This window comes from Lactobacillus paragasseri, assembly GCF_003584685.1.
In the GTDB taxonomy this organism is placed as follows: domain Bacteria; phylum Bacillota; class Bacilli; order Lactobacillales; family Lactobacillaceae; genus Lactobacillus; species Lactobacillus paragasseri.
The window spans coordinates 530,676-544,143 of the sequence record NZ_AP018549.1; the positions used below are offsets into that span (position 1 = coordinate 530,676).

Annotated in this window: 9 protein-coding genes; all 9 read left to right on the forward strand. The window is 32.7% G+C overall.

The window, feature by feature from the left end; genetic code table 11:
• The first annotated feature begins 170 nt into the window (after positions 1-170).
• Positions 171-1,964 (forward strand): FAD-binding protein, encoded by a 1,794-nt coding sequence (locus LpgJCM5343_RS02525; protein WP_101890451.1) that lies wholly within the window; start codon positions 171-173, stop codon positions 1,962-1,964.
• Positions 1,965-1,990: 26 nt separating this feature from the next.
• Entirely contained in the window at positions 1,991-3,406 is a 1,416-nt protein-coding gene (locus LpgJCM5343_RS02530; RefSeq protein ID WP_003647648.1) for a DASS family sodium-coupled anion symporter, read from the forward strand.
• 127 nt (positions 3,407-3,533) lie between these two features.
• A complete protein-coding gene (glsA, locus tag LpgJCM5343_RS02535; protein WP_101890452.1) occupies positions 3,534-4,454 on the forward strand; it encodes a glutaminase A in 921 nt (306 codons plus the stop codon).
• A 153-nt stretch (positions 4,455-4,607) separates the two neighbouring features.
• Positions 4,608-5,492 (forward strand): MurR/RpiR family transcriptional regulator, encoded by an 885-nt coding sequence (locus LpgJCM5343_RS02540; RefSeq protein ID WP_101890453.1) that lies wholly within the window; start codon positions 4,608-4,610, stop codon positions 5,490-5,492.
• A gap of 151 nt (positions 5,493-5,643) precedes the next feature.
• Positions 5,644-7,047, forward strand: a complete 1,404-nt coding sequence (locus LpgJCM5343_RS02545; protein ID WP_101890454.1) for a family 1 glycosylhydrolase — start codon at positions 5,644-5,646, stop codon at positions 7,045-7,047.
• 12 nt (positions 7,048-7,059) lie between these two features.
• Positions 7,060-8,352 carry a PTS cellobiose transporter subunit IIC gene (gene celB, locus LpgJCM5343_RS02550; protein ID WP_003649274.1) on the forward strand — a complete coding sequence of 431 codons (1,293 nt, stop codon included), beginning with the start codon at positions 7,060-7,062 and terminating at the stop codon, positions 8,350-8,352.
• Between the two features lie 286 nt (positions 8,353-8,638).
• Positions 8,639-11,173 carry a beta-galactosidase gene (locus LpgJCM5343_RS02555; protein WP_113576192.1) on the forward strand — a complete coding sequence of 845 codons (2,535 nt, stop codon included), beginning with the start codon at positions 8,639-8,641 and terminating at the stop codon, positions 11,171-11,173.
• Between the two features lie 2 nt (positions 11,174-11,175).
• Positions 11,176-12,615 carry an MFS transporter gene (locus LpgJCM5343_RS02560; protein WP_113532345.1) on the forward strand — a complete coding sequence of 480 codons (1,440 nt, stop codon included), beginning with the start codon at positions 11,176-11,178 and terminating at the stop codon, positions 12,613-12,615.
• A 12-nt stretch (positions 12,616-12,627) separates the two neighbouring features.
• A complete protein-coding gene (locus LpgJCM5343_RS02565; RefSeq protein WP_113576193.1) occupies positions 12,628-13,467 on the forward strand; it encodes an alpha/beta hydrolase in 840 nt (279 codons plus the stop codon).
• The last annotated feature ends 1 nt before the right edge of the window (position 13,468 follow it).

The following is a 13,468-nucleotide window of genomic DNA, read 5'->3' on the forward strand; positions in this document are numbered from 1 at the left end:
TTTTTAATTATAAGTTACATTTTTCACAATTGCAAGGAAGCTATGATATATGCGGTTTTATAGAGTTGAGTAGTTCAATTTTATTCACAATTACCCACTAGAAAAAGTTTATAAAGAGATATAAATTGCTATGTGTAAAGGATGAAACAAGTTTGTGAGGAGAAGAGCATATGGTGTATAAGACGAAAGTATCTTGGGATGCCACATATGATGTAATTGTAATTGGTTTTGGTGGCGCCGGAGCAGGTGCAGCGCGTTTTGCTGCTGATAATAATGCAAAAGTTCTTTTGATTGATGCTGCTCCTGAAGGAAGCGAAGGTGGTAATACTAGATATGCTGGCGGTGCTTTTGCTTGGGGATCAAATTTCGATCAACTGAAAGAATACTATAAGCAGACCTATTATCCATTTGAGTATGATGAAGAAGCTTTAGATACCTTTATCAAAAATGTAATGCAAATGAAGGAGTATTCAAAAAAGTATTTTGGAATTGAAGCTCAACCAACGGGTAGAAGACCAAATGGAGAATATCCAGAATATAAAGATGCAGCTTCTATGCAGTCTCAAAGTATGACTAAAGGGATGTACAATGGCGGATTTTGGAAATTGCTTCGTAAGCAAGTTTTTGATCGATTAGACAAAATTGATATTTGGTTTGAATCGCCAGCAGAGCACTTAATTCAAGATCCAGAAACTAATACAGTAATGGGTGCTGTTATTAAGCGAAATAATAGAGAAGTAAATGTTGCTGCTAAAAGAGGAGTTGTCTTAAGTCTAGGCGGTTTTGAAAATAATCAAAGTATGATTCAAGACTTTTTAGGTCAAGGCTCGCTTGCGCCAATTGGTACTTTGTATAACCGTGGTAAGGGAATTGATCTTGCTGTTGAAGCAGGTGCGCGATTATGGCATATGTCTAACTACGATTCACATGGCTTATCACTTAGACAAAATGAACCACGAGAAAAATTTGCTTACATGATTAATTGGAAGAGCTTATTTAATGGGTCAATTTTTGTGGCAGGGGATGATGGAACTCGTTACTTTAGAGAAGATGAAGAAGATCGTCATGGCTACAAGTACAATCATGGAAATTGGGTTATGATTCCTAATCAAAATCATCCACATATCATTATGGATCAAGCTCAATATGAGCAGCTTTCTAACGATCAGTCAGCTAAGGCAGATCAAATTAAAGAATTGATTTCATATGCAATTAAAGCTGATTCAATTGAAAAATTATCTAAAAAAATTGATGCGCCATATTTAAAGCATGCAGTTGAAGACTTTAATTTCTTAACTGATGTGAAAAAACGAGATATGTTTTTGAACAGAAAAATTGAAACTATGAGATCTTTAAAAGAAGGCCCATACTATGCAATTCCTGTTCGTCATAATATTTTGCATACACATGGTGGTGCACAGAGAAATTCTAAATGTGAAGTAATTGGACTTGATGGAAAGGCAATTCCTAATTTATATGAAGCCGGAGAATTAGGAGACATTTTTGCCACTAAGTATTTAGGGGCCAATTCAATTGCTGATTTATTAATTTCAGGAAAGATTGCTGGAACTAATGCAGCAAAAATAAAGAATAACGTAGATCTTTCAGATGCTGTTACTAGCGCAAGTCAAGTTCATGAAGATTTAAAGAGTGATGCACATCAAGTTAAGATGCATTTTGAAGCTGGTAAAAATCAAGGAATTGGGTCAAGCGATCAAGGGATTAATGATCTTCCAATTGTTGTTCGTGTAACTTTAGATGAAAATCAAAACTTAAAGAATATCGAAACGCTTCAAGAAAAAGAATCTGGCGATTTGGGTGGTCAGGCAATACCAAAATTGACCCAAGAAATGCTCGACCATAATTCTGCTGACGTGGACTCAGTTTCTGGTGCAAGTACAACTAGTAGAGCATTTAAAGATGCTGTTAAACAAGCAATAGAGAACGCTCGTAAAAGCAAATAGCTTTGGTTAGGGGAGAAGATATACAAATGTTAGCAAAAGTAAATTGGAAGGGATTTATACTTCCAGTAATTATTGGATGTGTATTGTGGATCATTACACCTTTTAGACCGGCTGCAATAACACCAATTGCATGGCATTTATTTGCCTTATTTATTGCTACAATCGTGGCATGTATTACTAAACCATTACCGATGGTTGGTTCTACTTTGGTTGCTGTTACAATTGGTACGCTACTTCATATTTTTAATATTAAAGAAGTATCTGCATCTTTTGGGAATACGACTGTTTGGTTAATTGCAATGTGCTTGTTCATGTCTGCTGGATTTATTAGATCAGGATTGGGTAAACGTGTTGCTTATCTATTTATTAGGTCTTTTGGTAAAAGAACAATTGGCTTAGCTTATTCACTTTCAACGGTTGAAACCTTAATGGCGATTGCCATTCCAAGCAATATTGCACGTGTTAATGGTATTATGTATCCAATTATTGACGCCTTATCTAGACAAATGGGGTCAGATCCAAAAGAAGGAACACAAAGAAAGTTAGGATCGTATTTAATTTTTAACGAATACGAGGTAAATATTGTAACTTCAACCATGTTTTTAACTGGATTAGCTGGAAATATGGTTGCCTTGGGTATTGCAAAAACGCAAGGAATTACTGTCTCATGGATGCAATGGTTTTTAGCAGCAATTGTTCCAGGTCTTATTTCTCTGATTTTAGTACCATTTATTTTATATAAAATTTATCCACCAGAAGTTAAAGAAACACCTAATGCTAATGCATGGGCAAGTAAGAAGCTTGAAGAAATGGGGAAAATGACGCCTGCTGAAAAGATCATGGCTTGCGTATTTGTTTTGGCACTACTTTTATGGTTATTAGGATCAAGTATCGGAATTGATGCAACTTTAGTTGGTTTTATCGCAGTTTCAATTTTACTGATTTCTGGTGTCATTACTGTTAAAGATATGATGGATCAAAAGGGTGCTTGGAGCTTGATTGTATGGCTATCAATTGTGATGCTTATGTCACAGAAATTAATGAAATTAGGATTTTTCCCTTGGTTCTCAAAGGAATTAGGTCTAATGCTTCATGGCGTTAACTGGGTTTGGGTCTTAGTAATTCTATTCTTGGTTTACTTCTATATTCACTATATGTTCCCATCTATTACTACGCAAAGTTCAGCCGTTTTAGCAGGTTTTCTATCAATTGCACTTGGAGCTGGTGTTCCAAAGCTAATGGCGGGATTAATGCTAGGCTTTGCAGGGTCGATCTTTTGTTCAACGACTCCTTATTCAGCTGGACCAGCTGCACTTCTTTCAACTACAGGATATGTAAAATCATCAGATTGGTGGAAATTGTCCGCAATTTTCGGTGTCTTTTTGAATATTGTATGGCTTGGCGGCGGTCTGCTTTGGACTAAAATAATTGGTTTTTGGTAAAAAAATAAAATATCAGCGGTGCATGTTATCGCTGATATTTTATTTTGTAATCTCAAATATTTCACCTAATCAATTGAATCATCTATGCTTAAAGTGAGAGTGTGTTTTTCATAGAAAAGAAATAGCTATGATTCAATTAGAGCAATTAGTTCAGAAAAATTTAGCTAAGGAAAAAGAAGGTAAAGTTGCAAGTTATATTCCTGCCTTAGCAGAAGTTAACCCTAAGCAATTAGGAGTAGCGCTTTATGATTTAGATGATGGCGAAATCGGTGAAGCTGGGCAAAGTGAAGTTCGATTTGCAATCGAGAGTATTTCAAAAGTAATTACCTTGATGCTTGCTATAAAGAAGATGGGGATCCAAGAAGTATTTAAGCATGTTGAATTTCGTCAAACCGGTTTTGCCTTTAATTCAATTCTTAATATGGAGATTGAAAAGGTAAAATATCCACTGAATCCGTTTATTAACGCCGGCGCTATTGCCACAACATCGATGGTAGTAAGTAAGACCGGAGAAGGAGCATTTGAGGAAATCTTATCATTTGCCCGTGATATTTGTAATGATCCTAATCTTTATTTAGATCAAATTATTTATCATTCTGAAAGACGGACTGGTAATCTCGACCGGTCACTTGCATATTATATGGAATCTAAAAATATGATGCTTGGAGATGTGGTAACTAGCCTTGATACGTATTTTAAGCAGTGCTCAATGATGGTTACAGCTCATTCTTTGGCTAATTTAGGTGCCGTTTTGGCAAATGGTGGGGTGAAGCCATGGGATAACAAGCGGATTATTTCTGATGAAGAGGCTAGATGTGTTAAATCGCTGATGATGACAACGGGTCTTTATAATCAATCAGGAACCTATTCGCGTTTAATTGGCGTGCCAACTAAGAGTGGGGTTGGTGGTGGTTTAATGTCAGCAGCTCCACATAAATATGGAATTGGGATTTTTAGCCCTGTACTTGATAAGGCTGGCAATAGTGTTGCTGGATTAGAGTTATTGAAGGATATTGTTGAAGACTTAGAGTTAGATATTTTTGATTAAATTATAAATTTTGATAGAAAAAGCTAAGTTTACTCGCTGTTTTTTGCGGGAGGCTTAGCTTTTTTATTGTCCTTACATCGAATATTTTTCAATTAAGCGTATTCAAATTATATTGGTTAAAATATATTTAATACTAAGAAAGGAGTTAGAATCATGCTTATTAAAGATCAACTTAGAGAAAAAAAGAATATGAGTAATAATGAAAAAGTTGTTGCAAATTATCTTTTAAAAGCTGATGAAAATATAGAGAAAGATACAGTAAGAACAGTTGCAGAAAAAACATATACTTCACCATCTACAATTATTAGATTATGTCATAAGCTAGGCTTTACTGGTTTTAGTGATTTTAAAAATAAGTTTTTAAATGAAGTTAAATATTTTAATTTGCAGTTTCAAAATGTAGACGTAAATTTTCCATTTAGAAGAGAAGATACAGCACGCGAAGTTATGTCTAAAATAACTGATTTATATATTGAGACGATTAAAGATACTGAAAAAGTAGTAGATATGAGAACACTTCTTCGTTGTCGTAAAATTTGTAGCGAAAGTGAGGAAATTCATATTTTTTCCTATGGTACTTATTTGAATCAAGCCTATTCCTTTAAAGAAAAGATGATGAAAATTGGAAAGAAGGTTATGATTTCTTCTAATTTGAATTATCAATTGTATGAAGCAGAAATTATGCAGGCCGGCGATATAGCTATTATAATTTCTTACTCTGGGGAAACGAATAATAGCTTACTTATAGCGAAACAATGCAGGAAAAATAATATACCTACTATTGCTATTACTTCAATTGGAGAAAATGATCTAACAAAGATTTGTGATGAAACTTTATATATTTCTACCAAAGAATCTCTTTATAAAAATATTGGGGATTATAGCATTCATTTATCAGTGAGTTATGTGTTAGATGTTTTGTATTCATTAATTTTTCAAAATGACTTTGAGCATTTTTATGAAACTAAGATGAATCTAGCAATGTCATTAGAGAAAGATAGAAGATCTAGTAATTCGATTATTGATAATAAAAAATAGTAGAAGCATAATTAAATATTTAATATTGAAACTATGTTTTAAAAAATAAGGCATAAAAGGAAGAATTGTTAGAACAAAATTCCTTTTATGCCTTTTGGCATTGTATGCGCTATCAAAAGACTATAAATTAAAAATGTAAGGAGGGAACGGTATGAAATTAGATAATACATTTCTTTGGGGAGGAGCTACAGCGGCTAATCAAATTGAAGGAGCATATTTGGCTGATGGAAAGGGACTGAACATAGCTGATGTAGAGAGAGTAGCTAATGATAAGCATATTAGAAAAGTAGATTCTAAGCCATTAAAAGATATTTATTATCCCAGTCATGAGGGAATCGATTTTTATCATCATTATAAAGAAGATATTAAACTGTTTGCAGAAATGGGATTTAAATGTTACAGAATGTCTATTTCGTGGGCGAGAATATTTCCTAATGGTGATGAATTAGAACCTAATATAGCTGGATTAGAATTTTATGACAAGATATTTAAAGAACTAAAAAGATATAATATTGAGCCTGTAGTTACGTTATCACATTATGAAACCCCATTAAATTTAGTACAAAAATATGGGTCATGGAGAAACGAAAAATTAATAGAATTCTTTTTGCGATATTGTCGTGTAGTATTTGAAAGATATGATAAATATGTTTCTTATTGGGTAACTTTCAACGAAATAAATGAGATTCTTAATCAAAATGAGCCATACCATCAGGCTGGAATTCTCTTTAACGACAATGAAAATCGATTTAAAACTAAAATTTTAGTAAGCCATAACATGATGGTGGCAAGCGCCAAAGCCGTAAAATTGGGACATGAGATTAATCCTAACAATAAAATCGGATGTATGGTCCAATGGCCACTAACATATACTGCTACTTGTCGTCCAAAGGATATGCTGGCAAGACAAAAATTCATGAAAAATGATTTTTATTATACAGATGTTATGTGTAGAGGATACTATTCAAACGTTTGCAGGTCAATCTGGAAAGAAGAAAATTTAACGTTCGATTTTAAAAAAGAAGATTTATATGCGTTAAAAACTGGAACGGTGGACTTTATTTCGTTTTCATATTACTTTTCTTCAGTGGTAAAAATGAATTCAAAAGACAAAGTTGAGAAACTTGATGGTAATCCTTATGTCAAAAAAACATCGTGGGGATGGGATATTGATCCTATTGGACTAAGATTGTCGTTAAATCAGTTGTATGATCGATATCAATTGCCGCTCTTTATAGTTGAAAATGGTTTAGGAGCAATTGATAAAAAAGATGAGAGTGGAGATATTAATGATGATTATAGAATTCAATTTTTAAATGATCATATTAAAGAAATGATGAAAGCGATCATTGAGGATCAAGTAAAAGTAATTGGTTATACTTCTTGGGGACCTATAGATTTAGTGTCTGTTGGTACTGGTGAAATGAAAAAACGTTATGGTTTTATTTATGTAGATAAAGAAAATGATGGAACGGGGAGTTTAAAAAGAAAAAGAAAAAAATCATTTTATTGGTATAAAAATGTAATAAAAACTAATGGAGAGTCAATTGAGTAATGAGGTGTTATTATGAACAAGTTTATGAGTGTTTTACAAACTAAAGTAATACCTAAAGCCAATAAGATAGCTAGTGAGAAACACTTATCTGCTCTTAGAGATGCTATGGTTTTAACAATACCATTTATTATTATTGGTTCAATATTTTTGATATTGGCTGATTTTCCAATACCAGCATATCTTTCCTTTTTAAAAGCACATCCTCAAATTCAACAAGCATTGTTATATCCATATAACGCAACATTTAATATTGTTGCATTGATTGCAACATTTGGAATGGGATATAAGTTAGGAGAGAGCTATAAAGTTGATGGTATAAGTTCAGGATTGATATCATTAGCAGCGTATTTTTTAGTAATACCAACTAATGCTGTAAAAATAGCTAATAATCCAACTACAGTGATTAACACAAATTATTTTAGTAGTGCAGGTCTATTTGTAGGATTAATTATGGCAATAATTTCAACTGAAGTTTATCATTTTATAGTTAAGAAAAATATTGTAATAAAAATGCCAGATGGTGTTCCTCCAGCCGTAGCGAAGTCCTTTAATTCAATCATACCTGGATTTTTTGCAGTTATTGTTATTTGGATAATTAGATTAATTGTAGAAATAACACCTTATAAAAACGTTCAGAACTTAATTCAAAGTATAATTGCACAACCATTAACTAAATTAGGAACAAGTTTTTGGGGAACTCTGGCAGTATTTTTAATAATTAACTTGTTGTGGTGCATAGGATTACATGGATCAATTATTGCTAATTCCGTAATGTTACCTATTTGGCTCTCATTAACTAGCCAAAACGCTGCTGCTTTGGCTGCAGGTCATGCCGTTAAAAATATCGCTTCTGCAGAATTTAGATATATTATATTTGTTGGTGGATCTGGTGCAACTTTAGGATTGGTTATTGCTATGGCATTCTTTGCAAAAAGTCAGCAATATAAAAAACTTGGAAGATTAAGTCTGGCTCCAAGTATTTTCAATATAAACGAACCAGTATTATTCGGTTTCCCGATAGTTTTTAACCCAATTATGTGGATTCCATTTTTATTAATGCCTATTATTACAGTTACTATTACCTATTTATCTATGCAATTTGGAATTGTAGGTAAACCTATCGGAGTATTACCTCCTGGTACAACCCCAATGATTATTGGTGGTTATATAATGACTGGCGGCATTTCTGGTGCTATCTTACAGATTGTAATTTTTATAATTTCATTTTTTGTATATTACCCATTTTTCAAAATTGAAGATAACCTTCAATATAAAAAAGAAATGGAAGGTGATACTAAAAAGTAATTGTGTTTAATGATTTATTAAATTAATTTGTTGTTCTATTAATTAAATGTAAAAAGCTAAGCTTACCGCTGTTTTTTGCGGGATGCTTAGCTTTTTTATTATGCGGTTAAAAGAAATTGTAAATATAAAAATGATCAAATCACAACATTTATTTGATTAAGTTCTGGTATTTATATGAATCAATATGATAGATAATAACCATAGATATCAATGAAAGCGCTTTGATATAAAAGATATCAATGATAATTGAACACTAAAAAATTTTTTTGAGAAAGGAGAGAAAAATTTGAAATTTTATTTTATTCAGAACAATGACAATATTGTGATAAATCCATCGCATATTTCAAATCTAATTAAACAAAAATTTTCTCCCTCAAGTAATTTTGAAATAAAGAGTTTAACGTATAAAGGTGACAAATGGAAACAAACTGATATTAATCAAGATGATGTTGTTATCCTAGGATTAGGTCATTTATTTAACCCAGAATATGTAAGAGGTGAGATAAAAGCTCAAGTTAGTTATTTCTTGAAGAAAAAAGTTAAAGTCGCTCTCGCAACAGAGTATCGTTATTTTAATTATTATCGAAATTATTTCGATAAAGATTCCGATGGAATGGCTATTCATAATCTAGCCTGGAAAAATAGATTACCGGTTTTAGATGTATACAGTTTTCTTAATTCATGGTATTTAAGCGATGTCAGAAAACAGAGTGATTTAGAACCCGTTAAATATAGAGATAATGAACAGCAAATCAAGTCAGGTGTAAAGCAACAATTATTTGAAAATTTTATTTCTACTTGGTTATATCGTAAATTTATTAAACCTAATCGCTCTCAATACTTATATGGGGCCTCAATTTATCCTGAAGTATGGAGTGATGAAATCAATGAAGAAGATATGGACCATATGGAAAAAATTGGTTTTAATACGGTTCGAATTGGTGAATTTTTCTGGAGTAAATTAGAACCAGAAGAAAACCACTATGATATGGAATATCTTCGAAACTTATTAGAGAAATTAAAGAGACATCATCTTAAAGTGATCTTGGGAATCCCTTCCCCAACGCCTCCAAGATGGTTTACATTACATTATCCTGAAGCACGAGTGGTTAATAAAGATGGTCAAGTTGATGAACATGGATCAAGACAACATGTTTGTACGAATAATTTGGTTTTTAGAAAAAAAGTTTATCAACTAACTAAAAAAATTGCAGCAGTTGCTAATGATTTTGACAACATTGTTGCTATTCAAATTGATAATGAATTTAAATGTCATGTAGACCAGTGTTTTTGTGAATCGTGTAAGAAATTATGGCCGAGATGGTTAAAAGAAAAATACGGAATAATTGAAAATCTAAACAAGTCTTGGGGAACAAATTTATGGAGTGAAAGATATCCTAATTTCGATTCGGTAGTAATGCCGACTAAAACGCCATTTACTCATAATACCGGATTAGAAAATGCTTTTGCTGATTTTACTGCTGATACAGTTAATGATTTTGCTTCTGGAATAATTCAAATATTAATTGATAATACAAAAATTCCAATAACTCATAATTCGTCGATGAACTTTAACTTGAATAACTTTGAATTATTTAATCAGCTGGATATCGCAGGCTACGATACTTATCCAAGGTTTGATCAATACTGGAACTTTCCAATTAATCTTGATTTGTTTAGAAATGTAAAAGATACTAGTAACTTTTATTTGCTAGAAACGTGTACTTCACATGTTGGATATATAGGTAATTATGTTCCACCTTACTCTAAAGGATATTTACCTGTAGAGGTATTTTTAGGATATGCAGCAGGGTTAAATTCGATTTTGTATTGGCCTTATCGTGGGCAACGTGTTGGTGTTGAACAAACGCACAGCGCAGTTGTTACACAAGCAGGAACACCAGATCTTGGTTATGAGGATGTCTTAAAAGGTGAACAGATTTTAAACAGAATAAAACCAATATTAAAAGAAACTACGGTTCGAAAAGCAAAAGTAGCAATAATTTATTCTGATGAAACTAAACGTAAGATGAATACAGAATCGGGTGGAATATATCAATATCGTCCAACGTTTACGGAAGTATATGAAGCAATTACAAGACTTGGAATATCAGTTGAAGTAATTCAACCAAATGCTGATTTTAGTGAGTTTAATTGCATTATTGCTCCGTATATTCGGTCAGTTGACCAAGATTTATTAAATAAATTTAAGTACTTTTCTGAGAACGGAGGTGAATTAATTTTAGGACCTTTAACAGGAGATAGAACGGTTGAAGGAAATTGGCATAATAATGATAACGGGTTAGGGCAACTAGGAATTTGGCTAGGTGTAAAAAATGTCGTCCAATATCTTTCTAGTGAGGATAAAACTGCGGCTAGAGTTCAAGTAGATAAAAAAGAGGATAGATTTAGTGGTTTAGTAACTTTATTTGATACCGATCATGAAATGAAGGATGTAAGAACAATTGCACCAGTTGCCGGAAACCGATCAATTACTTATCAAAATAAAAATGTAATCTATATAGGCGGAATGCCAGAAGATTGTATGAAAAGTTGTTTTTGGGATTATGTAATTGATAAATATATTAAAACAAACAGTGAGCAAATTATTGAACAAATGGACGATGGTATCTATAAATATGAACGAGAAAATGATGACTTCGTGTATATATTTATTGCCAATATGTCTGATAAAAGTAGGAATATACGAGTAGATAAAGAAAATATACTTAACGAAAATAATGAAAAAATAAGTGTAGGATTACATAAATTTGAACCATATACATATCGAATTTTTAAAATTAAGAAAGAGAGGAAATAAAAATGGATGCAATGAGTGATCAACAGCCGTTGGCTGTAAAAGTTAATGGTGGAAAACCAATACCTAAGTTTGGTTTAAGAGATAAAATTGGTTACGCTTTTGGTGATGTAGGTACTACCTTTTTAATGGGTATTTTAGCCTCATTTGAATCAATTTACTTTACTAACGTTTTGGGAATTTCGCCAGTTATTAGCGGGACAATCTTATCGGTTACAACAATTGTTGGTGCATTTACTGATTTAGCCGTTGGTAGAATGGCAGATAAACGTCATTTAGGAAAGAAAGGTCGTTTTCATCCTTGGATTAAATCAATGAAGTGGGCATTAGGATTGTCAGTTTTGCTAATCTATATGCCGTTTATTCAAAGTTGGTCAATGGGAGCAAAGATTACATATATTTCATGTGCAAGTATTTTCTATATTGCTTGTTTATCTGCATTTAATATCCCTTATGGATCTTTAGCTGCTGCTATTAGTTCTGATCCAGATGATAGAACGTCTCTTTCAATTTATCGTAGTGTAGGTTCTGCTATTGGTGCTGGTGGTACAGGATTTGTTTTACCATATCTTGTTTATACGACCTCTAAGACAGGACAGCAAATTTTATCTGGTACTCGTTTATTCTACTGTGCTATTGGTTGTTTTGTATTAGCAATGATCTGCTACACAATTATGTACACCTTAACTACTGAAAGAGTTGTGGTTGAACATAAAAATCCTGTTAAGGGTGGAAAACTAGCCGCTTCATTATTTAAGGACCGTGCACTAATTTCATTCTTAGCAGCAGAAATTGTCATTGTTTTATCAACGAGTTTTTCATCATTCTTAACTACTTATATGTTTTCAACTTACTTCCAAAGTAAGCAAGCTTTATCAATTGCATTATTGTTTAACTATGCCAATACTATTGTTCTTTCATTCTTTGCAAAACCATTAGCTTCAAAATTTGGTAAGAAAAAGATTGTTTCAATTGCCTTATTTATGTCGTCAATTTTGTATTTAGTTGTTTACATTATGCAAATCCATAATGTATGGCTTTACTTAGTTTTAAGTTTCTTTACTACATTATGTTTCTCTATGTTTAATATTATGACTTGGGCCTTTATGACTGACGTTATTGACTACCATCAATATGTTTCAGGGATGCGTGAAGACGGGACTATTTATAGTGTAAATATGTTTGGACGTAAAATTGCACAAACTTTGAATTCATTCTTTAGTGGTGCAATTTTGACAGCAATTGGTTATAAGGCATCAACAACTGGTAGTTTGACACAATCACCAGAGGTTCTAAGAGGAATTTACGCTTTGGCAACATTAGTTCCATTTGTTTTATTAATGATTGGTGCTTTGATCTTAACTTTCTGGTATCCATTAAGTAAAAAAGAATTAGAGAAAGTATCCGCAAAATTAAAGGTGGTTAATAAGACTAATAAAGAATAGAGAAGAGATAAAATGAGATATTTTTCACAAAAAATAAACTCACCACTTTCTGAAAAAGCAGTATTAGATTGCTATATTCAAAACACAGAGAAATGTGCTCAAGGCAGGAAGAGACCAGCAATTATTATTTGCCCAGGTGGTGGCTATGAAGAAATTGCTGATCGAGAAGGTGAGCCAATTGCAATTAAGATGATGTCTTATGGATTTCAGTCTTTTGTATTGAACTATAGCCTAACGCCAGCCCATTTTCCAATAGCCTTAACTGAACTAAGCACTGCAATAGAATATGTTAGAAAAAATGCTAAAGAATTTCATATTGATCCAGATGCTATTTGGGTAGCGGGATTTTCTGCTGGAGGTCATTTGGCGGCTAGCTTAGGAGTTTATTGGCATACTGATTTTCTGCAAAAATATGGTTATCAAGCCGAAGGAATTAAACCTAATGGATTATTGCTTGGTTACCCTGTAATTACAGCAGGTAAGTATGCTCACCGTGGATCAATTGTTAATTTGCTAGGTAAAGACAAAGCAAATGAAATTGAGTATTTAAATGAAGTATCTTTAGAGTTGCATGTAGATAGATTTACCCCACCAAGTTTCATTTGGCATACAGCAACAGATGATGTTGTACCTGTAAATAATAGCTTAATGTTTGCGAATGCTTTGAAACAAAATGATGTTAAATTTGATTTGACCATTTATCCAGAAGGTGGTCATGGATTAAGTTTGGGGACTATTGAAACAGCCCATAAAAGTGGTCACGATATTGTTCCTTGCGTAACAAATTGGCCAGAAAAATTTGTTGAATTTGCTAAAAATGTAGGAAATACCTTTCTGAGTGAAAGCAAATGAT